The organism is Acinetobacter marinus (genome assembly GCF_900096915.1).
GTDB classification, from domain to species: Bacteria; Pseudomonadota; Gammaproteobacteria; order Pseudomonadales; family Moraxellaceae; genus Acinetobacter; species Acinetobacter marinus.
Genome location: NZ_FMYK01000001.1, coordinates 498,920 through 525,130 on the forward strand (window position 1 = coordinate 498,920; position 26,211 = coordinate 525,130).

The 26,211-nt window shown below is 44.1% G+C and carries 16 protein-coding genes; 4 read left to right on the forward strand and 12 right to left on the reverse strand.

The genetic code is table 11. The features are described 5' to 3' along the window. Positions 1-127: 127 nt before the first annotated feature. The 6 genes from BLQ60_RS02265 to BLQ60_RS02290 all read right to left on the reverse strand — a co-directional run bounded on the left by BLQ60_RS02265 (position 128) and on the right by BLQ60_RS02290 (position 6,435). Entirely contained in the window at positions 128-1,348 is a 1,221-nt protein-coding gene (locus tag BLQ60_RS02265; protein ID WP_092615347.1) for a multidrug effflux MFS transporter, read from the reverse strand. 147 nt (positions 1,349-1,495) lie between these two features. Next, a complete protein-coding gene (locus BLQ60_RS02270; protein ID WP_092615350.1) occupies positions 1,496-2,170 on the reverse strand; it encodes a flavodoxin family protein in 675 nt (224 codons plus the stop codon). Between the two features lie 14 nt (positions 2,171-2,184). Next, positions 2,185-3,276, reverse strand: a complete 1,092-nt coding sequence (locus BLQ60_RS02275) for an alpha/beta hydrolase (protein ID WP_092615352.1) — start codon at positions 3,274-3,276, stop codon at positions 2,185-2,187. Between the two features lie 21 nt (positions 3,277-3,297). Next, entirely contained in the window at positions 3,298-4,443 is a 1,146-nt protein-coding gene (locus BLQ60_RS02280; protein WP_092615355.1) for a cupin domain-containing carboxymuconolactone decarboxylase family protein, read from the reverse strand. Between the two features lie 45 nt (positions 4,444-4,488). Beyond that, a complete protein-coding gene (locus tag BLQ60_RS02285; protein WP_092615358.1) occupies positions 4,489-5,547 on the reverse strand; it encodes an alpha/beta hydrolase in 1,059 nt (352 codons plus the stop codon). Positions 5,548-5,583: 36 nt separating this feature from the next. Continuing rightward, complete coding sequence (locus BLQ60_RS02290; protein ID WP_092615361.1) at positions 5,584-6,435, reverse strand: aldo/keto reductase; 852 nt, start codon at positions 6,433-6,435, stop codon at positions 5,584-5,586. A 174-nt stretch (positions 6,436-6,609) separates the two neighbouring features. Here BLQ60_RS02290 and BLQ60_RS02295 point away from each other — a divergent pair, with 174 nt between their 5' ends. Further along, the gene (locus BLQ60_RS02295; protein WP_092615364.1) at positions 6,610-7,503 is read left to right on the forward strand and encodes a LysR family transcriptional regulator; all 894 of its coding nucleotides are present in this window, start codon (positions 6,610-6,612) and stop codon (positions 7,501-7,503) included. 84 nt (positions 7,504-7,587) lie between these two features. On the opposite strand, the gene rapA is transcribed toward BLQ60_RS02295, so the two are convergent. After that, positions 7,588-10,422: an RNA polymerase-associated protein RapA gene (gene rapA, locus BLQ60_RS02300; RefSeq protein ID WP_092615367.1), complete on the reverse strand. Its 2,835-nt coding sequence runs from the start codon at positions 10,420-10,422 to the stop codon at positions 7,588-7,590. Positions 10,423-10,611: 189 nt separating this feature from the next. Continuing rightward, entirely contained in the window at positions 10,612-11,268 is a 657-nt protein-coding gene (locus BLQ60_RS02305; protein ID WP_092615369.1) for an RluA family pseudouridine synthase, read from the reverse strand. Between the two features lie 222 nt (positions 11,269-11,490). Here BLQ60_RS02305 and BLQ60_RS02310 point away from each other — a divergent pair, with 222 nt between their 5' ends. Beyond that, a complete protein-coding gene (locus BLQ60_RS02310; RefSeq protein ID WP_244515935.1) occupies positions 11,491-12,447 on the forward strand; it encodes a cation diffusion facilitator family transporter in 957 nt (318 codons plus the stop codon). A 138-nt stretch (positions 12,448-12,585) separates the two neighbouring features. On the opposite strand, the gene BLQ60_RS02315 is transcribed toward BLQ60_RS02310, so the two are convergent. The 4 genes from BLQ60_RS02315 to BLQ60_RS02330 form a co-directional block, all read right to left on the reverse strand. Beyond that, on the reverse strand, positions 12,586-13,572 hold the full coding sequence (locus BLQ60_RS02315) for a hypothetical protein (protein ID WP_092615375.1): 987 nt from the start codon (positions 13,570-13,572) through the stop codon (positions 12,586-12,588). 73 nt (positions 13,573-13,645) lie between these two features. Next, positions 13,646-16,285, reverse strand: coding sequence for a bifunctional aconitate hydratase 2/2-methylisocitrate dehydratase (locus BLQ60_RS02320; protein WP_092615378.1), 2,640 nt, complete (start codon positions 16,283-16,285; stop codon positions 13,646-13,648). 433 nt (positions 16,286-16,718) lie between these two features. Further along, positions 16,719-21,254, reverse strand: coding sequence for a translocation/assembly module TamB domain-containing protein (locus BLQ60_RS02325; RefSeq protein ID WP_092615381.1), 4,536 nt, complete (start codon positions 21,252-21,254; stop codon positions 16,719-16,721). Between the two features lie 48 nt (positions 21,255-21,302). Further along, the gene (locus BLQ60_RS02330; RefSeq protein ID WP_378235145.1) at positions 21,303-23,996 is read right to left on the reverse strand and encodes an autotransporter assembly complex protein TamA; all 2,694 of its coding nucleotides are present in this window, start codon (positions 23,994-23,996) and stop codon (positions 21,303-21,305) included. A gap of 227 nt (positions 23,997-24,223) precedes the next feature. Between BLQ60_RS02330 and BLQ60_RS02335 the strand changes: the two genes are divergently transcribed. Both BLQ60_RS02335 and coq7 read left to right on the forward strand, forming a co-directional pair. Continuing rightward, positions 24,224-25,534, forward strand: coding sequence for an MFS transporter (locus BLQ60_RS02335; protein ID WP_092615387.1), 1,311 nt, complete (start codon positions 24,224-24,226; stop codon positions 25,532-25,534). Next, positions 25,534-26,169 (forward strand): 2-polyprenyl-3-methyl-6-methoxy-1,4-benzoquinone monooxygenase, encoded by a 636-nt coding sequence (gene coq7, locus BLQ60_RS02340; RefSeq protein WP_092615390.1) that lies wholly within the window; start codon positions 25,534-25,536, stop codon positions 26,167-26,169. The genes BLQ60_RS02335 and coq7 overlap by 1 nt, the downstream gene beginning before the upstream one ends. Positions 26,170-26,211: the final 42 nt, after the last annotated feature.

Genomic DNA, 26,211 nt, shown 5'->3' on the forward strand with positions numbered 1-26,211 from the left:
TGTTGAGCTGCGAGTATAAAGTTGTCGATTTTACAGAATTCTTCGCTGTATTTGCGCTTTTCGGAAAAATTTATCGAGATATAAATACCCATCTGCGCAATTCACAAACATCGGTCACATGCTTCAATCAAATACCCGCTTTGCTTTTGCGCTGAGGAATAAACACCATCGCACAACTGGCAAAGGCAAATACGGTCATGATCGCAATCATCATCCACGGTGAAGTGACTGACAGTCCTGCAAGTAGTAGTGATGAAATAATACCACTGCCATATTGCAATGAGCCGATCAGTGCAGAGGCAGAGCCTGCAATCTCAGGCACACCATCCAAAGCCGCAGCAGTAGAATTGGCGGCGACCATGCCATTCATCGAAAAGAAAAAGAATACCATTGTAATTACAGCGTATATACCAACGATATGCAAACGGTAGACAATACATAAAATGATTAAAGAAATGCTTGCGATGGCTGTGGTGCATTTCAGCAAGTGATCTAGACTAAAGCGACTGACCAAATTTCGATTTAAAAAACTCAGCCCCATAATACCGACGATATTAATCGCAAATAACCACCCATAATGTTGCGGATCCACCCCATAATAGGTGATGTACACATAAGGCGAACCGACAATAAAGGTATACGCCGCAACATAGAAAAAAGTCACACATAAGGTATAGCGCATAAACTGCCAATTGCTGAGTAAGCGGGCATAATGCTGAAACACCACAGCAATTGAACTATTTTGACGGCGTTCGGGTGTATGCGTTTCAGGTAAGAAAAACAGCGACAAAAACATCAACACCCCAATCACAGCCAATAGCCAAAAAATCGAATGCCACGTGCTAAATTTGATGATTTGTCCACCCAATAATGGCCCTGCAATCGGCGCAATCGCCATAACAATAGTCAAGGTCGAAAGCATTTGTGCTGCTTGTGTTCGAGCATACAGATCACGAATCATGGCGCGAGCCAACATCGGAGCCGTACACGCACCAAATGCTTGAATCACCCGCCAAAATACAATCTGCTCAATGGATTGCGAATAGACACAGCCCACCGAACCGATCACAAAGATCACCATGCCGATATAGAGTGGGATTTTTCGTCCGATACGATCGCTGATCGGCCCCCAGATCAACTGAGCTACCGAAAAGCCCGCCAAAAATCCTGTAATAGTCAGCTCGACATTGCCCTGTAAATCCTTTTCCATCTGAGGCATAGCAGGGAGATAAATGTCGGTAGACAGCGAGGTAAATGCCATCAGCGCACCTAAAATCGCCATGAAAAGCCAACTACTGGTTTGTAGGACTTTACTTGGCGTTTGGCTGGCAATGGGTTGAGATGACATAATAATGCTCTTTGATAAATGACTATAGATTGGGTAAATCACTATAGGTTTGCTAAATCGGTAAAGGTTTGGTAAATCAGTAAAAGCTAGCTCAATGACTAACTTTCAAAGTTTAAAAACAATGGATTTGATCAATAAGTCTTTGCTTTATTGATCACTCAGAATCGTGGCAAGCTGTGGCTGGGTTTCTGCCAACTGCTTGAGCCATTGGTCAATTTGTGCTTGTGCTTGCTCGGCTTTGCTTGCTTTCATTACGAATAAAATCCCATCACGTTCAATCCCGCCTTGCAAGGAGAGCACATTGGCAATCTTACAATCCTTACAATATTGACGAAACTGTTGCATGCTCTGCCCCAAGCCATAGCCTGCATGATTATTGAAAGGAACGACTATTTTCCCTGACAAATTCGCCTGATTTAAAAAACTTTTCACAGGCGGTGGCAGTTGCATGTCCCAAGTTGGGAATCCAACAAAAATCAGATCAAACTGCTCAACATCATCGATTGGTGTCGTCAGTGCAGGCAGATAGCCTCGGCGATTTTCAGCATCGACTTGATCAACAATAGCTTGGTAATCTTGTGGATACGGGTTTTGCATCGTCAGCGCACGCAGTTCACCGCCCACACGTTGCTGAATCATCTTCGCCAGTGCTTCAGTATTTTTGGTGCGGGTCAGGTAAACAATTAATACCTTGCCTTCTACATGAGAATCAGTAGCTTGCATATCTTGCTCATTGGCTTGTGCGCGATGTTTACTATCGACACAAGCACTGAGCAACAATGTGATGCACATTAAAACATAATATTTCAGTGCAATTTGCATGTTTTAGGCTCCATTTAATCGAGCTGATGTTGCTTTAACCATAGACTGAGCAATTCGGCAATTTTGACATTATTGAGATCAGAAAATGGGAAATGGGTATTGCCATAGACCCCGATTTTCGGCAAATGCACCAAACTCGCTTGTCCGCCATGTGCATTGATTTTATCGACCCAAAGCTGTGCCATTTTGAGGCGCACTCGCCAGTTGTCTTGTCCTGCATTGTCATGCTTTTCTGTATATTCAGTCGGAATATTATCGCCGTAATAAATCACAATCGGCATTTGCGTCAATTTCATAAACTGCGCCGTGCTAACAGGCGCCGCTTTGAGGGTGCCTGTAGCACTTGGCATCTCAGGAGGCATCTCATCTTTTGGAAAGACAAAGCCACTACCCGGCTCATAGGCAACGATACCTTTGACATGATCGGATTTGATCGCCGTCCACCAACCTGCACCACCGCCTTGAGAGTGAGTGATCAATACCGCATCGCCTGATTTTTTCAACACCTCACTCATGGCATCACTAATCACTTGTTCATCAAACGCCCCTGTATTCGGAGTCATCTGCCGAAAATATTGATTCAGTGACTCGGGATCTTGGGGAAATTGCACGCCTTGGAAATAGTTTGGATAGCGACCAATGCGAAACATGTTAAACCATGCTTGATCATTGGTCTGTGCGGTGATTTCACCAGCTATTGTTGACTGTCCTGCTTGACCTCGGCGGGGCTGATCGACCAGATACACGGGAAATCCCTTGCTTAAAAAGATACTTTGAAAGCCTACTCGCCCATCTGGTGTCGTACCCCATGTCCGTGCCGACTGTCCTGCACCATGCAAAAAAACCAAGGGATACTTACGAGGATTTTGCGGAATTTGGTAAAACACTGAAGCATGATCACCGTGTAAGGTTTGTCCTTGCGGTTCAAATAAATTGTGATCATCAAAGTTGCCTGCACTTTTGATGACTGTTCCACCAGCAGAAAAGTAGCCTTGTCGCTCAATCGTCAGTGCTGAGCTTTGCTTCGCCACAGACTGACAGCCTGCTAAGCCGAGCGCTGTCAACATACTCAAGCCGACGACAGCATTTTTAACATTCAGATTCATGATGTATGTTCCTGTTCCTGCCTATTGGTTATTTTGCATCTGTTGATAGACATGTTTTGCATTGTCAGCCAGCGCTGGATCGACTTGATCGGCAAGGGTTTGAATGATGCGTTGCATTTGTGCATCATTAACACCGAGATTTTGTGTAATGCGTAGATGCGAGGTCAGCTGTGAATTGGTGCCTTCAAGTGCTGAAAGCGTCCCTAAAACCACCAATTCACGATCTAAGGGCGCCAGATTATCCCGACTGAATAGATAGCCAAATAAATGCGCTTTTAAGGCGTAATCCATCGTCGGCGAAAAATTATTAAATAATGGTTTTTGTGCTTCATTTGACGATCGGTTTTGTAACATGCCTAGTGTTTGACTGCCGAGTTGATAATAATTCGTTCCACTTGGTAAATCTGTTGCAACATCGCCTTGATTATCTTGAATCCCTTGCTTGGCACGCTGATCGAGCACATCACGCAAAGTCAACATGCCGTTTAAGGCTCTAGGAAATCCTGCATAAGCATATTGATGGGCAAAAATTTCTTTGAGTTGATTCACGGTCAAGCCACGATTTAGACCACTGATGATTGCGGAGCGCAATTTTTCTAAGTCTCCTTGTGCACTAAATGCAGCAATCGGCAAGATACTGAGTTGCTGATTACTCAACGTGACTGGGCTTGGTGCGGATTTCATCGTCGATGCCGATGATGCAGTTGCGGATTCGGGTAATTCTACTTTTTCTAACCATGTCACACTGTCTTTGCCCACAGGACTGATGGCAATATGACTCATCGCACGGTGTTCACTGGCACCATGCCAATGCTTCACATTCGGCGGGCAATAAACCACATCACCTTTAGTGATACGCTGAATGGATTTACCCCATTGCTGAGTGCGCCCTTCGCCTTCGGTCACGATCAGATATTGACCATATTTATGGGTGTGCCAATTGCTGATCGTCCCTGCTTCAAACTTGACGATGGCAGGCGCAACATCGCCTTGCGATGGCATCACGGGCAGGCGTGCAAACTCGACTGCGCCTGAGAAGTTGCTTGCAGGACCAGCTTGAAAGTTGTGCTGAGTTGCTGGTGTGATCTGCTGATCTGCCTTAGTATCTGCAACCGCACTGACATTGACTAAGCTGAAGATTGCAGAAATTAAAAATTGCTTTTTCATATTAAACTTCCCATAGTGATTCATTGCACATTCGAGCTTTCAAATTTATAGGTTCTTGCCAAAAAATGTTTTGAACTGCGCCATCGCCTGATCGACATATTCAGGTTTCCAATAGGTTTCGATATGTGTCGCTTTGGGAATCAAGTACAGCGCTTTATGTTGTGTGCCTGTGGCTTGCTTAAACGCATCTTGAGTCATGTACAGCGTATCTGCTTTATCCCCTGCGACCATCAATAATGGCTGATTAATCAACTCGATTTGATCAGTGGCATCCCAGCGCATCAAGTCGAGCAAACTACTGGTGGTATATTTAAAGGTTGAGTTTGGGTGCGCATGGGTTTTCCAATAATATTCATAACCTTGGCGATATAAATCAAAGGGCAATTTAGCAATTTCTTCATCGGACAGATTGGCATCACCTGAATATAAAATCTCACCGCCAGCAACTTCTTGCCCACGAGCTTGAGAAGCCGCTGCTAAACGCTGTTGGATTGTCTCAAGCTGTGAATCTTGAAAACCATTACGACGTACACGTCCCGAGTTAAACATGCTGAGTGTTGCAACAGCTTTAAAGCGTTTGTCAGTTTTCGCTGCACCGAGCGCATAACCGCCACCCCCGCAAATACCTAATAGTCCCAATCGATTTTGATCCACCCCAGCATATTGAGTGATAAAGTCCGCCATACCATGAATATCTTCGATACGATTGCTTGGTTTATCCACGACACGAGGTTGACCGCCACTTGCACCTTGATAGGCTGCATCAGCGGTGATGGCAATGTAACCTTGCTCCGCTAAATGTTGGGCATACAGTCCTGCCACTTGCTCTTTAACACCCCCATTGGGATGAGCGACGACAATTGCTGGATATTTTTTCTGATCTTGGCGACTGGCATCATAGTTAGCTGGCGTGTAGACATTGGCTGCGATTTCCAAGCCATTGAGCTTGTAATGCACTGGATGGATATTGACCTGTCCGTTGACATTTTCTGTGAGTGCACCGCCGTAGACCAAACCAAACGGGTTGGCTTTGGAGGCATCGGCAAATGCTACACCAGAGCTTGCTAATGATGCTGATAATAAAATTGGTTTTAAAATACTCATGATTATTTTTACTTTTTTGGTAGTTATCGAGAATGATTAAACATCGAGCTTACGACGAGCCAACCACTCAATCATGGCTGGATCACGATGCGAAAAGAATGAACTGGTTGCCGTATCTAGTGCGGTGATCTGCTGGATGTCCTGTGCAGATAATTCAAAATCAAAAATATCAATATTTTCTTGTAGACGTTCTTGGCGTACCGATTTCGCCAGCGACACCACATTGTGTTGTAATAACCAGCGCAAGACCACCTGACCAATTGATTTGCCATATTGATCGGCAATTTTTTGCAGTACAGGATGGCTAAATAAATTGTTGCGTCCTTCGGCAAACGGCGCCCACGCTTCAGGCTGAATATTATGCGCTTGCATCCACGGTACGGCGTGAAGCTGTTGTTGAAATGGATTGACTTCGACTTGATTGACCGCAGGCACGACGTTGTTAAAAGCGATTAAATCCGCTAAACGGTCTGGATGAAAATTACTCACACCGATCGCACGGATTTTCCCTTCAGCGTGTAGCTCCTCCATCGCACGCCACGCACCATGCACATCACCGATCGGTTGATGAATCAAGTACAAATCAACATAATCCATTTGCAAGCGATTCAGTGAGCGCTCGAACTGCGCTTTTGCGCCTTCATAACTGGTATCTTGCAACCACAATTTGGTGGTAATAAATAACTCATCACGAGCGATATGACTTTGACGAATTGCATTGCCGACTTCCGTTTCGTTTTGGTAGGATGCTGCGGTATCGATTAAGCGATAACCTACATCTATCACATGCAGAACCGCTTGTTCACACTCTTTGGCATCTTGCATTTGAAATACGCCAAAACCAGCAACAGGCATGTCAACACCATTATTTAATTTGATCGTTTGCATCAGTTTCACCTATTCATTTGTTGTCCTAAATCACAGAAACACTATAACTGGATCAAAAACGTACAACTAGACCGCAAATTTCGATTACACTTATACGATAATTTGATTAATAACTTTTTATTAATGGAATTTCATCCATAAAATAGATCATTCAAAGTCCACAACAGAGGCGATATGTCAGAAAATTTAGATGATTTAAAAGCCTTCTTGATTGTTGCCCGTTCTGGCAGTTTTACCAAAGCCGCAGGACAAATGGGTGTGTCTCAATCCGCACTCAGCTATACCATCAAAATGCTGGAACAGCGCCTTGATATGAAGCTACTGCATCGCACCACACGCAGTGTGTCATTGACCCAAGAGGGCGAGCAACTTTTTAATGACATTGAACCCCTGCTCACAAGCATCGAACAAAAGCTCAATAATCTCAATTCATTTCGTGACAATCCACGGGGTCAACTGCGCATCAACGGCACTGAAATTACTTTGAATGTATTACTTTGGGAAAAGTTATCGCAATTTATGCATGACTATCCTGAGGTACAGCTCGAACTCAACATGGATTATGGTTTTGCCGATATTGTCAAAGACCGCTACGACATCGGGATTAGGCTTGGCGAAAATTTACATAAGGACATGATTTCGGTCAAAGTCAGTGAACCGCTTGAAATGATCACCCTCGCCTCTCCTGACTATCTCGCCAAGCACGGCACACCGAACACTCCCGAAGCCTTACATCAACATCAATGTATTGGACTACGTCTGCCAAGCCACGAACGTGTACAGGCTTGGGAGTTTCGAGATCACACCAACCATGATCAGGTCATCACGCTCAATCTAGAATGTCGTCTCGTTGTCAGTCATGCTAGACTCATTTTAAAAGCAGGTGTGCAAGGTCATGGTATCGTTTGGCTACCCAAAGTCATGGTCGAAGATGAGCTCTCGCAAGGTACGCTGGTCACCATCTTGAACAATTGGAATATGCATTATTCGCCGTATTATATGTACTACCCAAGTCGTCGTGAGTCGTCCCACGTCTTTCGTCTGTTGGTCGATGCTTTAAAAGTATAAAACGCTGCACAGCCTATCCGCCATAAAAAAACGCACTCTTAAAGAATGCGTTTTTAGTCATTTGTCAGTCACGACTCTAGCCAATTATGGATTGATTGACACCAATACACGAATCGCTTCTGGAGAAATGCTGAGCTGTTTCAGTAAGCTCAAACCTTCTTGTTGATGCTTGACCAAACGATCCACTTCATCTTGACGGATGCTTGGATTGTGTTGTTTGAGATAGTTCAAACGGTCAATTTCTTTTTGCCAACGCTTTTCATAATGTTGCTGTGCACCTTCTTGAATCTGTGGCAATTGCGCTTTGACCATATCCAGTGCCTGCGCATAACGTGCTTCAATCACTTCACGGCGAGCTTTGATCACTTGGCGGGCATTATTGCCATCAAGATGTTGCGTATATGGCTGTAAAATATGCGATGCGATTTTCTCCGACAGGTCTTGACCGTTCTCAGTCAATAACACACGAATCAATTGTTTTGGCAAACTTGCGCCAAGATTCAGCACTTTCGGTGCAATCACATCGACTTTAAACCACAGCTCAACCAACATGGTGCCTGCTTTGATCGCACTACTTTTCAGTAAAGCGACGTTGGTACTACCAAAAGATTGGGTATTAATCAGCTCCATGACACTTTCTACAAAAGGATGCTCAAGTGTTAAGAACTGACTATCTTCACGCGTCTGCGCTTGATCACGGTAGAAGGTCACAGTCATGCCGTCTTCTTCGAGTTGCAAACCTTGTACTTGCATTTGATCAGTCGGGCGAATGATCACTGTGCCGTTACTTTGCTCATCGAAGTCGATATTGGTCGCCGACATAAAGCGTTTGATAAAATCTGGCACAAGCGAATTATCTTCATAATCTTCAAGTGCTTTGACGATACGGCGTGCGACTTGTGGACGGCACGAGTTATATTCGAGTAGACGATCTCGCCCTTCTTGCATCGCTGCTTCGAGTTGCATGCGCTGTTCATTGACTTGTTCAAGCAGTGGTTCAAAGTCTGGCGTATCGCTAAGCAAACAGTCTTTCAGCTCAACGATAAAGTTTTCTTGCAAAGTCTGCGCCGTCGGTGAAATCTGACTAAAAATATTCAGCCCTTCGTTATACCAACGGAACATACGCTCTTGCGCTGTACCTTCGATATAGGGCACATGGATTTGAATACGATTTTCCTGACCGATACGATCAAGACGACCAATACGCTGTTCCAGCACATCAGGATTGGCAGGCAAATCAAACAGCACCAAATCACTGGCAAATTGGAAATTTCGTCCTTCCGAGCCAATTTCTGAACAAAGTAAAATCTGTGCGCCGTAGCTGTCTTCGGCAAAGTACGCCGCCGCTTGGTCACGTTCAAGTAAGCTCATACCTTCATGGAACATTGCGGTGCGAATGCCTGCATGGATACGCAGTGCGCTTTCGAGCGATTCGACCACTGGACCACTACGAGCAATCAATAAGACCTTTTTATGCTTTAACTCGTGGCGTAGCGCATTCATCAGCCATGACACACGTGGATCATGTTCCATCCATGCGCCGTCAATTTGCAATTCTTCAGGCCACATTTGCTCACGCAGTTTGCCTTCGGTCTGCCAATTTTCAGGACGTGGCAAAGGCACAGGCAAGCAATCACGCCCAGGAAAACCTTGAATCGCCTCACGGGTATTACGGAACAAAATCCGCCCTGTACCATGACGATCAAGCAACTCATGAATGGCACGATAGCGTGGCTCAGGCTCATCTGTGATTGGATGACCGAGTAACTGCTCAAGTGAAGCCAATTGCCCTTCTTCCAAAGGCATATCCGACATCAATACTTCGGCAATTTTTGCAGTTTGTTGATATTGTTCCTCTTCTGCCAAGAAGCGATCAAGATCGTTAAAACGCTGTGGATCAAGCAAACGTAAACGAGCAAAATGACTTTCTACGCCAAGCTGTTCTGGTGTTGCGGTAAGTAGCAGTACACCCGCAGTTTTATTGGCGAAATCTTCAACCAAATCATAACGATCATTACCGCCTTCTTGCTCTGACCAAATCAAGTGATGCGCTTCATCGACCACGAGCAAATCAAAACCTGCTTCAATGGCTTGTTCATGCAAATCAGGGTGATCGAGCATCAAGTCGATACTGGCAATAATGCGTTGTTCGGTGCTAAATGGATTCAGCTCAGGATCGTGTTCTTTGATAGACGCAGTACGAGTCAGGTCAAAAATCGAAAATGGCAAATTGAAACGACGACGCATTTCAATCATCCATTGATATTGCAACGAGTCAGGTACCAAAATCAGCACACGTTCACTGCGACCAGTTTTCAGTTGTTGATGAATGATCAAACCCGCTTCAATGGTTTTACCCAAGCCGACTTCATCGGCAAGCAACACACGTGGCGCAAGTCGAGTCCCGACTTCGTTGGCAATATACAGCTGATGCGGAATCAAGCCGACACGTGCACCGAGTAAACCACGCAGTGGACTACGTTTCATGGTGGCTTGCATCATCAAGGCTTGAATACGCAAATCGTACCATTCTTTATAATCGACCTGACTGGCAAGCATGCGCTCTAAGGGTTTTGACAACTGAATATGCGCACCCAGACGGGTTTCATTGAGGTCTTTGATGACTTCATCGCCCTGCGCATCTATGCGTTTGGCATGATACTTCATCACACCACCACGATCTTCCACAGACAGCACTTGCCATTCGAGTCCTTCTTGATCGGAAATCATATCGCCAACATTGAACACAATGCGTGATAAAGGTGCATTGCTTCGTGCATAGACCCGTGTTTCATCACTTTTTGGGAACAGAATACTGATTGCTCGCTCATCGACATCAATGAGTACGCCCAGTCCAAGCTCTGATTCCGTATCTGAAAGCCAACGTTGTCCGATCGCAAATTGTTGCAAGTTTTTCACCTTAATCAAAAAGTTGAATGCATTTTATCGAATTAAATTTCAAACCAATCCATCTCATATGTTCAAGAATGAATAAGCAAAAAGTATGACAATGCAGTCCATGCTTTTTGAAAATTCCCATTCACCCTTGATCATGACAGATTACTATTTTGTTTGCATTTTAACCGATTAGAAAACCATCATAAAAGTCTAAAATGGAGTTTGGCAAACAAAGTTCAATGTTTGCCCTGTAACAGGATGTACAAAACTTAGCTCCGCCGCATGCAAACAAAGGCGCTTAGCAAGCGATTGCCCTTGTGTTGTGGCATATAGCGTATCGCCAACTATCGGATGACCGATATATTGAGTGTGTACACGTAATTGGTGCGAACGTCCTGTAATCGGTTTTAAGACAATCCGACTCACAGGCACATCCTGAATATAAAAATTTTCGATAATTTGATAATAACTTTGCGCAGATTTAGAATGCGATTCATCGGCGATATGCAACGGTGGATGCGCTTCGTCATAACGCACAGGCACATTGATCTCGGCAAAATCGTCAAAATGTACGCTCAAATGCCCTTCGACAATGGCGTGATATTTTTTTTCCGTTTGACGCTGTTGGAATTGAATGGAGATATGACGCTGTGCTGCTTTATTTAAAGCAAAGACTAAAATGCCCGAAGTATCTCGATCAAGACGATGAACGAGGAGTGTTTTTGGTTCTTCTTGTAAAAGGCGTGTCTGTACACTGTCAGTGAGCGCTTCGCCTTTTCCTGGCACACTGAGTAGACCTGCAGGCTTGTTGATGACCATCACATCGTCGTCACGATAAATCAGACAGTCTTGCAAAAAGTTCGGCAACGCCTTTCCACCTAATGATCATTAAAGTTTGCAGGTGCAGATGATAGTAATTTAGGCGATACTGCGCAAGCAAATCTATCTAAAAATATTTGAACATATAGTCAAATCAATCAACCATTGAGTCGGAATAATTAGTTGTGTATAAATGATCTACAGCACTTGAACTTCAAGGCGTGAATGGTTAAGCTCAAAGTTAATCGTTTGATAATATCTGCATTAAAAATGTCTAATTCTTCACATCAACATTCACACGACCATGCAACTGATCAGCACGATCATAAGCATAACCACGACCATAGCCATATCCCCAATAATAAAAAAATCCTGACCATCAGTTTTATCCTGATCACCATATTTATGGTGGCAGAGTTTGTCGGTGGCTATATGACTAATAGCTTGGCGCTGATCTCTGATGCAGGACATATGCTCAGTGATTCTGTGGCACTGGGTATTGCTCTCTTTGCGGTTTTTCTCGGTGAAAAAGCAAGTAATGCTCGTAAAAGTTTTGGCTATCAACGCTTTGAAATCTTAGCCGCTGCCATCAACGGCATTACCCTTGTGGCGATTTCGATTTATATTTTTGTCGAGGCAATTCTTCGTCTACAAACACCTGAAGACATTCATGTGCAAGGCATGCTGATCATTGCCACTTTGGGCTTACTGATTAATATCATTGTTGCGTGGATGATGTTTCGAGGCAGTGATACCGAACATGATCTGAATATGCGTGGTGCATTTTTACATGTGCTGAGTGATCTGCTCGGTTCGGTTGGTGCGATCATTGCGGCATTGTGTATTTATTTCTTCGCATGGCAATGGGCGGATACGGTGGCAAGTGTATTGGTGGCGCTTTTGGTATTGCGTAGCGGTTGGAGTGTGGTCAAGCAATCCACTCACGTGCTAATGCAAGGTACACCTGAGCGATTCAATGTTGCTGAGATTCAAGCGCAGATCATGGCAAATGATCGTATCCTCGATGTGCACGATCTGCATATTTGGAGTTTATCGAGTAAGCGTTATATCTTGAGCTGTCATATCGTGGTCGATGATCAGATGACCATGCAAAACGTACAAAGTCTACTCCATGAGGTTGAGCAATCTCTGCAAGCCATCGGTATTGAGCATGTGACCATACAGACGGAAACTCGTAATCATCAGCATGCCGAGCTTGATTTTTAAAGAGCTTGATTTTAAACGATAGATTATTAAAGTGAGCTATGTTTTAATACGCACAGTTTGAGATGAGCCTCATACAGTATACGGCTTGATTCGTATACGACTAGCCCTGCTAATGCAGGGCTTTTTCATTTGTAAACCCTAATCCAAATCTAAAATTCGCTTAATATATTGCGGATACTCCCCTGTAAAATACTCATAGATTAAAGGGTTTCCATGTAGAAAATGGGTAGTTAGATTTGACCAATCATCGACAGCAATCTCACCATTTATCTTAAATAGTTTTTTTGAAGTAGGCTTACTTCCTGAAAAGCTTTTCAAATCAAAATTGATATCTTTATCTCTTTTCTCAAAATAATGATTTTCTTCATAAAAGTGTATTGCTCCATCAAAATGCTTAAATATTTTTCTATTCAAATCAAATTCAGCATGAATATATCTTACTGGGTATATTGTATTACCATTTTCATAAACCTTAACACTTTCATCCTTAAACTCAAGGAGTTGAAATGTTTTAATATTATCTTTAGTAGACCATTTCACATCAAGAGAATAATTATTATTGAACAACATAGAATTTCCATCAAAAATATCAGGTGGTTTAAGTTTAACTATACCGTCCGAAATCAATGAAATATTCTTATTAAACGGAGCACCAAACCACCTATCAAATTCACAATACAAAGATGGCTCATCTATTTTTATCACATTCTCATCAACACTCAAATATGCATCTAAATTTTTTTTATCAAGTTTATAAAACTCTTCAATAAAATGAGGTGCATAATTATTATATAAAGAGTAGCCTCGCCTGAAGTATTGATTAGCAAGCAAATAAAAATTAAAAACATCAAAATAACCAGCTAGTCGAGGGTTTGATGATGTTTTTTTCAAGTCCCGCCAATTAAACAAACCATCTTTATCTGCTTTAAGTGGCAAGAAATTAGCTATAGATGATTTTGTTATTATTAAAAGTCCAGCTGGAACAAAATATTGCATATCATCTATAGAGTTATTATTTAGAATAAGTAATCTTTCTATATCATTAATTGTTTTCTCATATTTAACCTGTAATGATTTTTTGATATTTTCTTCTTGCAGAGAAGTATTGAAATGTTCATCTACCATTTTATTTAGTCCAAAAATAAGGGCTGAATTATCAGCCCTTATCTTTACTCACTTTAATCTACTTTTCAATAGATCAAGTCAATTGAGCTGCTTGAATTTTCTTGGTATCTACAGTGTCAGCGGCTTTAGTGTAGTCAGCCATCTGATCAAAGTTAAGATACTTGTAGATGTCACCCGCCATGCTGTCGATTTGCGACGCATATTGCTTGTATTCTTCAGGTGTAGGTAGTTTACCCAATACCGCAGCCACTGATGCAAGCTCAGCAGATGCTAGATATACATTCGCACCTTGACCTAGACGGTTCGGGAAGTTACGCGTTGAAGTCGAAACAACCGTCGCACCTGGTTTCACACGTGCTTGGTTACCCATACACAGTGAACAACCTGGCATTTCGGTACGCGCGCCCGCTTTACCATAAGTATTGAAGAAACCTTCTTCCATCAACTGTGCTTCGTCCATACGTGTTGGCGGAGCGATCCACAATTGCGTAGCGAGTGAGCCAGCAGGCACTTTCTCAAGTAATTTACCCGCTGCACGGAAGTGACCAATGTTAGTCATACAAGAACCGATGAATACTTCATCAATCTTGTCGCCTTGAACTTCAGAAAGCAATTTTGCATCATCTGGATCGTTCGGGCAGCAAAGCACTGGTTCTTTGATGTCGGCAAGGTCGATTTCATAGACTTTGGTGTATTCAGCGTCTGCATCAGCTTGAAGCAACTCTGGGTTTGCCAACCATTTTTCCATGTTTTCGATACGACGTGCCATAGTACGTGCATCGCCATAACCTTGTGAAATCATCCACTTGAGCATGGTAATGTTTGAACGTAGATATTCAGCAACTTTCTCTTCTGACAATGTGATCGCACAGCCAGCAGCAGAACGCTCAGCAGAGGCATCAGACAATTCGAATGCTTGTTCAGCAGTCAAGTCTGTTTCCATTTCAGTCAAGTCGATCTCAAGGATACGACCAGAGAAGATGTTTTTCTTACCTTTCTTCTCTACAGTCAAGTCGCCTTCTTTGATCGCATAGTAAGGAATCGCATGCACGAGGTCACGTAGCGTAATCCCCGGTTGCATTTTACCTTTGAATTTCACCAATACTGATTCAGGCATATCGAGTGGCATCACACCAGTCGCCGCAGCAAACGCAACTAGACCAGAACCCGCAGGGAAAGAAATACCGATTGGGAAACGTGTATGTGAGTCACCGCCAGTACCGACGGTATCAGGCAACAACATACGGTTTAACCAAGAGTGAATAATACCGTCACCTGGACGTAGCGATACACCGCCACGGTTCATGATGAAGTCAGGCAAACTGTGTTGCATTTCTACGTCAACTGGCTTTGGATACGCAGCAGTGTGACAGAAAGATTGCATGACAAGATCCGCTGAGAAGCCTAAGCACGCCAAATCTTTCAATTCGTCACGTGTCATTGGACCAGTGGTATCTTGCGAGCCCACAGTCGTCATTTTTGGTTCACAGTAAGTGCCTGGGCGTACGCCTTGACCTTCTGGAAGACCACATGCACGACCAACCATTTTCTGAGCGAGAGAGAAGCCTTTGCCAGAGTCAGATGGTTGAACTGGCGTACGGAACAATGTTGATGGCTCAAGACCCAATGCTTCACGAGCTTTGTTGGTCAAACCACGACCGATGATCAAGTTGATACGACCACCAGCACGCACTTCATCAAGAAGTACAGGGGTTTTGAGTGGTGACTCAGCGATTTGCGCACCGTTTTTAAATGCAGTCACAACCGCTGTTTCTTTGTTAATTTTTAGGGTAATTTCATCACCCATGTTCATGTCATTGACATCAATCTCGATTGGCAATGCACCTGCATCTTCCATCGTGTTGAAGAAAATCGGTGCAATCTTACCACCTAGACACAAACCACCATCTTTTTTGTTTGGAATGTGTGGGATGTCATCACCGAAGAACCACAGTACAGAGTTGGTTGCAGATTTACGTGATGAACCCGTACCAACCACGTCACCGACGTAAGCAACTGGATTACCTTTAGCAATCAATTCTTTGATTTGATTGAGTGGACCGACTTCACCTGGTTGTTCAGGATTGATGCCGTCACGCTCGTTTTTCAACATTGCATTGGCATGTAGTGGAATATCAGGACGGCTCCAAGCGTCTTGCGCTGGTGACAAGTCATCGGTGTTGGTTTCGCCAGTCACTTTGAATACTGTGAATGTAATTTCATCAGCAACGTCTTCACGACCTGTGAACCATTCAGCATCAGCCCAAGATTGAACAACGGCTTTTGCATTGGCATTACCTGCTTTGGCTTTATCAGCAACGTCATGGAACGCATCAAATACAAGCAAAGTCTTTTTCAATGCTTCAGCTGCAAGTTCTGCAAGCTCAGCATCATCCAAAAGCTCAACCAAAGGTGCTACGTTATAACCACCAAGCATCGTGCCAAGTAGATATACTGCACGCTTTTTATCGATCAGCGGAGAAGTTGCTTCGCCTTTTGCAAGCGCAGCCAAGAACGCAGCTTTGACATAAGCGGCTTGGTCAACACCTGCTGGCACACGGTTTTCAAGCAAATCAACGATATACTCTTCTTCACCCGCTGGTGGATTTTTTAACAATTCAACCAATTCAGCTGTTTGAGCATCGTCAAGCGGCTTCGGTGGGATTCCGAGTGCGGCACGTTCTTCTACGTGTTGGCGGTAAGCTTCTAGCACGGTGTTATTCCTCTTCTTAAAAAAATTATTTGCGTTGCAGTTGCCTGAGGGCGTCCTTGCAAATAATACGGACGGACAAATTGTACTAAATTTGACTTCAAAAGTTAATGCAATCACTGTGTGCATAGCTTGATGACGATTATTTTTTAGAAAAATACCACTTATCAAACTCACCTATTCGTGATCATGGGCATTTTTTGCTGGCAAATTTTAACGAATTTGCGGCCATTTATTTTGCCAAAATACGACAAAAAAAGAATTAAGACCTTTAGCGATAGCTTGTATCAAATTGTGTTTTGGGGCGTTGTGTTTTGAGTCGGGAAAATGATCCATTGAAAAATTTTACTCATTCAGATCCGCAAAATCTCATCAGCACGTAAAAAAACAACTCGCCAGATCACTGACGAGTTATTGTTATCCAGCATGCTTTTGACTAGAACTTCCAGTTGTAGAATACATCGATCGCTCGCTCCACTGAAGACGAGGCCTCGACATAGACACGGCGATTCATCTGATAACGCATGGTCAAGGTATTCACTGCGTTAAATATCCCGACGCCATAGCGTAGATACAGATCAGGCGTAATATAACCTGTGACACTGACTTGGGTATCATCGCTGGTGCCTTGCGCATCCAGCGCCAAACCACTCAGACCAAAACTGCGCCCAATCTGATTGGTCAAAGCACGAGTGCCTCCTAGCCCCATACTGATCCCTGCTGCGGCAAGGGTATTGTTGACATCTGACTTAAAGCCCTCGGTATTATTCACCGAGCTTGAACCTGAACTGATACTGCCTGTTAACAGCGCATTCAAGGCTTCTTGCTCGCTCAAGCCCGCATCATTATAGATCTGAATGTTTGGATTGTTGGCTTGTCCTGTAATTCGCACACCAATGGTACTGGTTTGAATGTCTTTGCTGGCGTCAATGTCCAGACCTGGATTAGATAATTCACCACCAAAACGTGCAATCGCCCGAGTCAAATCCAGACGTTGTCCATAGGCTTCGATGGTCACTTGACGACTCACACCGATCGCACCGTTGGCTTGTAGCGCAATCTGTGTGCCACGTTGACGCAAGTTGATTCCACCAACCAACGGAATAGTACTGTTGAAGCCACGGAAAATCACACCATCGCCCAATCGCACATCAATATCCGCATCGATGCGCCAAGGACGAGAAGCTTTCAAGATCGCCAATTGATCTTCACCGCTACGCACAATACGCACATCATCAGATACCCCGATCACATCAGGACTACTTTCTGGCATGGTGATAATCGCACGTGGAATTTTCACATCACCCGTGACTTTGAGGTAACGGCGCACAGGTTGAATATCGACATCAATGTTTGGTGTGACCGCAGCACTGACCGTCGGTGGCTGTGCAACCAATAACTCTTGTCCTGCCAGATTCAGTTGAATCCGTGGCGAACCTGCCCAAGTCGCATTACCAGTGATTTTACCGACTCCTTTGCCTGCATTAAATGCACCTTTGATAGTGGCTTCAGTGCCTCGAATCGACGATGCCAACTGAATATTTTGTAAATTCAATGGCACGCTAATCATGGCAATCTTGCCATCTTTTAAGCGCACTTCACCATTGAAGTTTGGCTGTTGTAGTGTCCCAGACAAACGACCTGCTGCCGATAATGTGCCATCTAGCTCACGTACATCCGAGATAAACGGCTTAAATAGATTGAGCTTGATCTGATCTAAAGCAATTTGCCCAGATAAAGTTTTGTTTTGTGCCTGCGTACCAATCACGACATCAACATAACCAGTACCCAACAACGGCGAATCGGCATTGAGCTTCAAGGCAAAACCGTCTGCTTGCGTTTTCGCCGTTAAGCGCACTTCATTATAGTCAATCGAGGTCGGTGGAATGCCTTCTTCATTCGACAGACCAATATGCCCTTTGCGTGTCACGAGCTGTGCATCGACATCCATCGGCTGACCAGCACGCCATGACACATGGGTATAGCCATTGAGCTGTCCATCGAGCGCCAAACCTGATGGCATAAAGGCTTGGAAATCAGCTAATTCAAGGTTTTGCATCTTCGCAGACACCACACCCTGGGTTTTGCTGGCAATCATCGGCTGGTCTAAGCAAATCTGACTTTGCTGACGCCCTTGACTGGTCCAACAATGCGCGGTCATAGTCAACTGCCCTTTGGCTTGGCGATAGATAATCGCTGCATTTTGATTTTGCGTCAGACGTACTCGCTGCGAATCAAAATCTCCTTTTTGCAGCTGTCCTAACCAATCGTTCTGTGCGTTAAATCCGCCTGCCATTTGTAGATAAAATTTCGACTTGGCATTATGCCCATCGAGCTTTAATAGATGCGCTTGACGTGTGCCGATCAACTCTGCTTTGATCTGATCGATACGGCGTTTGTTACTGGTTAAGCCCTGCAAATTAAACACCAACTGCGATGCGGTATTGCCTGTCGGTAAGGTGCCAATCAAAGTGACTTTTTCAACTTTGACCTTATCCGAATACGATAGATTTTCAGCAATCAAGTTTGATTTGGCTTGCAGTGTCGGCTGACTTTGCACTGACAAGAAGCCTTTGACGGTGCCGCCAAGCCCCGCATACAGCTGATTTAAGTTTGGTGCATTGACATTGATCTGTAGGCGCTGTGCATTGCCTGTGGCATGCAAAATATTATTGGCGTAGCTCAGTACAAGATTATTGGCTTCAAACTGTTTTGGGACAAAGCCGTTGCTTTCACTCAGACTGACGCTGAGATTGCCTTTGCCAAGCAGTGGCTTATTGTTTAGTACACCTCGCAGATTCAGGTTCTGCACCGAAATATGTTTCTGCTGATCCGACCAGCGACCTGTGGTCTTGAGTTGCCCAGTGATATTGCCATTGACACTTGCCACAAAGTATTGCGGTTTAAACTGATCGAGCACCGCTTGAATATCCCAAGCAATGCCATTTTCTAGATTGACCACGCCATTGGCATCGACTTTACCTGCTGCGCCTTGATGATAGAGCTGATTAATTTTCAACAGTTTTGGTGTGCCCGAAATATTCAGCTTCAATGGACCTTGACTGTAGTTTTGCGCATTAAGTCCGCCATCATATTGCACTGCAAAACTTTTCAGCCCAGATTGCGACTTGCCGTCATGCATCAGCAATACCGCTGTCGATTTACCAGTCAATGCGATACTTTGGCTTTGATTACCTTGTGGCAATTGACCCACCAGATCAATACCTTGCAATTGAATCACTTGTTTATTGGCTTCGGCATAACCTGTGGCTTTGAGTGAACCATCTAGCCGATTGACTGGCGCACTGACACTTATTGTTTGCGGATTAAACTGTCGAGCCAGTAGGTCGGCTTGCCAACGCAGTTGGGTTTTTTCGGTGGGTAAATTGACTTTGGCAACACCAGACAATTCACCTTGGTTTTGTCCCTGTCCTTGTTTGAGGCTAAAATCTTTGACCGTCAAAATATTATTGGCAAAGTTTAATGTGCCTGCATAATTCCCTGCGGGAAGACTAGAAGATTCATGCGCTTGCACCACAGTCGCCAAACGAATATCTTGACCTCGATCACTCAGCGCCAAATCGACATCGCCTTGTTGACTGCTTAACCAGCCGACATACGGAAATTCACGATCAATATCTTGCCAAGCCACTTGGATTTGCCAAGGCTGTGCGACTTTTTGCTGTTTGGCATTGAGTTTTGCTGGATCCTGATGAAGCTGTACATCCCAGCGTTCATAGCGATCAAAATCAACGGTCGCAACAATGTCCGACGCCTCTTTCATGGTGCCTTTAGATGCAATTGCCGCACTCATTTCAGGCGGTAAAAATTCACGAATCGATTCAGGAATGACCTCATTATTCGGATTAATCCCTGTAGATCGCCCTTTGACATCCCAACTGATGGCATCTTGCCAGCCGACCACACCTGCCAACTCCACTTGACCATCCATCAATGAACCGACGAAATCCTCGATGTTCAACTGTTTCAAGTCAGTATTCATTTTGGCTTGATAATAACCTTGTGGAATCTGCGCACCACTCAGATCAGTATCGACATTGATATTCAGTTTGCTAATGTCACCGCTCAAGTTGACTTCGCCCGCCTCAGAAAACAGCTTTTGTTCAGGGGCGATTGGCCAGTGATATTTTGACCAATAGGCTTTACCAAACATCGGCACATCTTTGCGCACAGGATGCAGTACCAAATACCCTGAGATCACATCAGGACTGGCAGCAGCAAAACCAGCTTTGAGTGTATCCACATCGCCTTTTGCAACCAGTTTCAACTTGCTCATCTTGAGATTTTCTAAAGACGGAATGGTGGCATCCGCAGTCAAACTCAGCGGGTATTTACCATCGAGTTGAATGTAGCCATTAATCGCTTTTGCCGACAAATAATCCATACCGAAAGATGAATTGACCAGTTGAATTTTCGTCCCCGACCATTCCGCTTCATTGAGCTGTACTTTGTAAAAATTCACCGTGGTCGTGGTGGTCTGTAAGATCAATTTTTTAATATTGGCTTCATCAAGACGCAGTACAAAAGGTAATTTTAATTCTTTAAATTCAAACTCTTTATCAGTAGGCGGTGCATGATTAATGACGTGTACCGTATCGACATCGGCATGCATCAGATGGATTTCTTTTTTGACGATGGCACGCCAACCGAGATGCACATCCGCCCGATCGATTTTCACCTCAACATCTTTGACCTTGACCAAAATATTTTTCAGGATAATGCCTTCGATCAGATTACCATCTTCATATTGATAGCTAATCATTTGCTGACGATCAAGTACGAATTCAAGCAACCATTTACTGCCCCGATCTGAGCTCGCAAACATCCCCAGCGCCACGATCAACAATAACAGTAGCCCCAACACGCCAAAGAGTACCCAGCGTACGATACGTGCTGTTCTCGAGCGTGGTTTTACTGGGTTGGGAAGCTGTTCAGGCTGTTGCTCAGTCATGGGCTTGTCTTTGTCCTATTTTTTGTTCATTCAGTGCAAAAGGTAAAATTAGAGTGGTGGACCAATGAAGAAGTGTAAGCGAATCGGTACACTATCTTCACTCACCCCAGCCGCCACATCAATACGAATCGGTCCTACAGGTGACGCCCAGCGCACACCGACACCAACCCCATACATGGTTTCATTGCTAAATTTTTCATCATAAGCATTACCAAAGTCGGTAAAGACCGCAGCACGCCAGCCTTCCTTAAATTGATAATTATATTCAATCGAGCCAACCGCTAAAGCCTGCCCCCCAATCAGCAAATCATCTTCTTCAGGGCCGAGACTCTCATAATCATAGCCACGAATACTTTGATCACCACCTGCAAAATAGCGCAAATTGTATGGTACATGATCGAAGTCATCGGTCACGATATAGCCCAAATCACCTCGCCCAACAAATTGATGGTCATTATTTTCGCCTAATGAGTAAATAAAGCGCCAGCCTGCATTCAATATCGCCATATCGGTTTCAGTCAACAAACTTTCTGAGCCCACCTCGACCCGATAAAATTGCCGAAAACCTTTGGTTGGGTTGACATAATTATTTTGATCGGTACGACTCAGCTCATAGCCAAATAATAACGACTCTTGCTCTGGATCATCACTGACCACCCGAAAGGCATCTGGAATATCATCGGCATCAATATCGCCTGTGGCTTCCATCCGATCGAGACGATAGCGCACCGACATATTTTGTTGCCAGTTGCCCATTGGCTTTTTGATGGTTCGCTCTGCCCCGACAATCGCCGACTCGGTATCGAGTTCAACACCCTGACCAATATCATCATTCACTTCATGCTCATACCCACCAACCAAACTAAAATAATCATTCAGTGGATGCTTATAGGGAATATTATATCGACCATCTAAAGATTGATAATTTTCAGAGACTTGGAAGTTGGCATCAAAACTATGTCCACGATCATTGACGATGGCACGACGATATTGCGTTCTCAAACGCACTCCAGTATCGGTACCATAGCCCAAACCTGTCTCCAAACTGTTTAATTTATCCGCATTTAAAGTCACGATCACAGGAACTTGTTTGGTTTCACGGGCTTGCTGTTTTAATTTATCCGTTTCCTCGGCACGCTGTTCAGCCTCTGTTTGACTTTTTGCTAACTCTGCATTTTGATTTTCATCGGCATTTGCCCCAACAAACTCATCCTCAACGACCACATTTTGACTGGTGACTTCCTCACCTTCTGGTGTGGTGGCTTGTTGCTGTGATGCTTCTGCCCGCTGTGCTTGTTCAAGTGCAGCAAGGTCTGGTGGAAGCTCCAATGGCTTGGTAATCGGATCAGGCTTAGCCACATTGACTAAGGTATAGTTAAAATAACGACTACCGATGAGGTTGCTGGACAAGAGATTGGTTCGCCATTCGGTATAGTCATCACCCGCTTTAAATGGTACCAATTGCTCCAAGATTTCCTTACGCAGTGGAAATGGCTTGTCTGGATCACTCATGCGAAACTCGACCGCATCGAGCTTATATCGTTCACCTGTTTCATATTTCATTAAAATATCTGCGGTGTCTTCAGGCAGAGTCACTTTGACGTCCCGCATACGCCAATAGCCATCAAAATAGCCTCGACCACTGGCTGCCTTTTCGATACGGGCACGCATATTTTCATATTTGCCATGATTGAGAATATCGCCTTCGTTTAAGTCAGGCACCACGCTCACCACTTGGAAGGCTGGAACTTCCGCACCTGCACCCGTAAAGCTAATGTCTGGCTGACTGGCGACAATCACAGGATCATTTTGCACCACATCGACAATCAGCGTTTCATCGTCTTGCTTGCTAAATTTAAACTCGGCTTGATAATAACCCACCGCTTGCGCTGCGGCAGTGGTCATTTCTTTGAGCTGTGGTAAGGCAATATTAAAGTCTTCAAAGGCTTCAACCGTATATGTGGACAGTTTTGCCTCGATATTATTTTGCAGATTTTCATCTAATGCTTCGCCAGCATTGCGCACCGTAATATTGATTTTTGGAAGTGTTTTGATTTCCTCAGGTTGGTCGTCATCGCCACGATGAAATAGTCGGGCAAAGAAGCCTCGTTTTTTCTTGCTTTCTTCATTATTGCTCGTGCTTTGCGCACTTTGACTTGGATCTGTAGCATCTTCCTGAAATTCAGGCACGGTAACTTGTTGTTGCTCCAAAGTGTTGACTAATTGGTCGACATTCACAGTGTTGATCGTGGTGTCGATATTGTTATTACTGCTTATGCTAGTACCATTTATTGCAGTGCCATCTTGTGCCATCACCACACTGCTATTTTTATTGGCTTCAATCTGCGCAATGCTCGGCACAGTTTGCTCTTGCTGGATGGCTTGCTGTTGCGCTTCAGCGGCAATTTGATTAATTTCATTCAGCATCGCCTGATCTGGCGCAGGAATATCACTGTCTTTGAGTTGATAGACTTCATCGGATTGAAATTGCTGAACACTTTGCTCCAGTGCCGTCATTTCCTGCTGTGCTTGTGCAGTATCCTGTTGCTGTTGTTCGGCTTGTTCTTGTTTGGCGTCCGCCAGCGCTTCATGCTGTTCTTGTTCCTTTTCTGCGATCGCCTCATCGACCGACGCTGTATCGGCGGGATTAGTCACCACAAAACTGTCTTCCGCAAACGCAAATTGCCCCAATGCACAGCTTAGACCAAAGAGCATTGCCGTCGGCGCCGCATGCTTAATCATAATTTGCCGAATGGACTGGCTTAAAGTATTACAGGAAAATCGTTTCTTGTTTGAATCTGGCATACTGCACTCGAACAGGGATAAAGGTTCCATCGGTTAGATTGTCTTGAGTTATTGTAAAATTGTAAAGGACTTATATCACTGAAATACAATCTCTATTAAACTTGCATACAAAACTCATCAGTTAAATTCCTAACAATCAATCAAATACATCAGTGAGTCAGCGTATGTCTGGATCGACACCCTTCCTACTTGGCACCCGCCGCTTTGCCCCAATGTTTGCGACACAGTTTTTTGGTGCATTTAATGACAATATTTTTAAATATGCTTTGCTGATGGTGTTCACCTATGGCTGGATTCCCAAGGGCGATATCAGTGTCAGCACGCTCAATAATGTCGCAGCATTGTTATTCATTTTGCCTTTTTTTATTTTTTCTGCAACTGCTGGACAGATTGCCGACCGTTATGAACGCTCAAATCTTATCCAATGGCTGAAAATTGGTGAAATCGTGGTGATGTGTATTGCCACTGTCGGCTTTATGGTTGGCAATATTTGGTTGCTTTTATTTGCATTATTTATGATGGGTGCACAGTCGGCGATTTTTGGTCCGATTAAATATGCGATCTTGCCCGATATTCTTGAAGAAACAGAGCTGATGACGGGTAATGCCATTTTTCAATCAGGTACATCCTTAGCGATTTTGCTTGGTATGGTGATCGGCGGGATTGTGATTTCCCTGTCTGCGGGCAATATGTGGTGGATTTGCTTAACCTTGATTGGTGTTGCGATTTTAGGTTTTGTTTCTAGCCGAATGATTTTGAAACAAAAAATTGCAGACCCGAATCTTAAAGTGAATTGGAACGTCTTCGCCACCAGTTGGCAAATCGTCAAATTTAGCTATGGACTTCCGCTGATCTTTTTGGTGTTGCTCGGCAACTCATGGTATTGGTTCTATGGCGCTACCGTGATCACGCAAATCCCGCAAATGACTGCGCAATATTTGCATGGCAATGAAAATGTCTCGAGTTTGATTCTGACCTTCTTCTCGATCGGTGTGGTGATCGGCTCAGCACTATGTAAAAAACTCAGTGGCGAACACGTCAACATTAAAATGGTGCCATATGGTGCAGTCGGCTTAACCCTATTTGCCCTGTATCTGGCTTGGGCACTGGCACAGTTACCAACTTTCCAAGGTGAATTATTCAATATTACTCAAGTCTTTGCGCAAGGTATTGGCTTTTATCATGTCTTTGCAGCAGTGACCTTACTGGGTATTAGTGGTGGTTTTTACATCGTACCGCTGTATGCCATGATGCAAGCCAAAGCCCCGATCAGTCATCGTGCCCGAGTGGTGGCAGCCAATAATATTTTTAATGCGATCTTTATGGTGTTGGCAGCGATTTTTAGCATTATCGTGCTCAGTAGCTTAAATCTTAGTTTGGCACATTTATTCGTGATCACAGCGATTTTGAGTGCTATGATTACCATCGTTTTATTGATAGCGCTTCGCCGTCGGCTCAGTAGTGGAGAATCTTAATGCGCCAATTTAGTCCTTTCGACCAGATGATTAACTCCTTCGATCAAGCATTAAGAAGTCTTGTGCCAGGAGTCACCACCGCTAGCCGTGAAAATCCTGCCGAAACACATAGCGCCGAACTTAGCATCAATGAATCTCGCCATGTCGCAGGTTTAATGCGTGTCAATCACAGTGGTGAAGTCTGCGCACAAGCACTCTATCACGGACAAGCCCTCACGGCGAAATTACCCAGTGTGCGCACCGAGATGGAACACGCTGCACAAGAAGAAGAAGACCATTTGGCGTGGTGTGAAGATCGCTTAAAAGAACTCAATAGTATTCCCAGTCTACTTAATCCAGTGTGGTACAGCCTCTCCTTTGCTATGGGTGCGGTTGCAGGTATTGCAGGCGATAAATATAGTCTTGGTTTTGTTGCTGAAACTGAGCGACAAGTCAGCGAGCACTTACTCGCTCACCTATCGCAACTGCCTGAACAAGATCAGCGCTCTAAAGCAATATTAGAACAGATGAATACAGATGAATTGCATCATCGAGATACTGCACTTCAAGCAGGTGGTGTCGATTTGCCGAAGCCTGTGCAAATTTTAATGACGGTGATCTCTAAAACGATGACCAAGACCAGTTATTATATTTAAGTAGTGTTTAAATGCTGTATTTTTAAAATTCTCTTTGTCGGT

Bases quoted from the DNA above. Each gene is read 5' to 3' on its own strand.
- BLQ60_RS02265 (WP_092615347.1), bottom strand. From the start codon at position 1,348: ATGTCATCTCAACCCATTGCCAGCCAAACGCCAAGTAAAGTCCTACAA.
- BLQ60_RS02270 (WP_092615350.1), bottom strand. From the start codon at position 2,170: ATGCAAATTGCACTGAAATATTATGTTTTAATGTGCATCACATTGTTG.
- BLQ60_RS02275 (WP_092615352.1), bottom strand. From the start codon at position 3,276: ATGAATCTGAATGTTAAAAATGCTGTCGTCGGCTTGAGTATGTTGACA.
- BLQ60_RS02280 (WP_092615355.1), bottom strand. From the start codon at position 4,443: ATGAAAAAGCAATTTTTAATTTCTGCAATCTTCAGCTTAGTCAATGTC.
- BLQ60_RS02285 (WP_092615358.1), bottom strand. From the start codon at position 5,547: ATGAGTATTTTAAAACCAATTTTATTATCAGCATCATTAGCAAGCTCT.
- BLQ60_RS02290 (WP_092615361.1), bottom strand. From the start codon at position 6,435: ATGCAAACGATCAAATTAAATAATGGTGTTGACATGCCTGTTGCTGGT.
- BLQ60_RS02295 (WP_092615364.1), top strand. From the start codon at position 6,610: ATGTCAGAAAATTTAGATGATTTAAAAGCCTTCTTGATTGTTGCCCGT.
- BLQ60_RS02310 (WP_244515935.1), top strand. From the start codon at position 11,491: ATGTCTAATTCTTCACATCAACATTCACACGACCATGCAACTGATCAG.
- BLQ60_RS02315 (WP_092615375.1), bottom strand. From the start codon at position 13,572: ATGGTAGATGAACATTTCAATACTTCTCTGCAAGAAGAAAATATCAAA.
- BLQ60_RS02325 (WP_092615381.1), bottom strand. From the start codon at position 21,254: ATGACTGAGCAACAGCCTGAACAGCTTCCCAACCCAGTAAAACCACGC.
- BLQ60_RS02330 (WP_378235145.1), bottom strand. From the start codon at position 23,996: ATGATTAAGCATGCGGCGCCGACGGCAATGCTCTTTGGTCTAAGCTGT.
- BLQ60_RS02335 (WP_092615387.1), top strand. From the start codon at position 24,224: ATGTCTGGATCGACACCCTTCCTACTTGGCACCCGCCGCTTTGCCCCA.
- coq7 (WP_092615390.1), top strand. From the start codon at position 25,534: ATGCGCCAATTTAGTCCTTTCGACCAGATGATTAACTCCTTCGATCAA.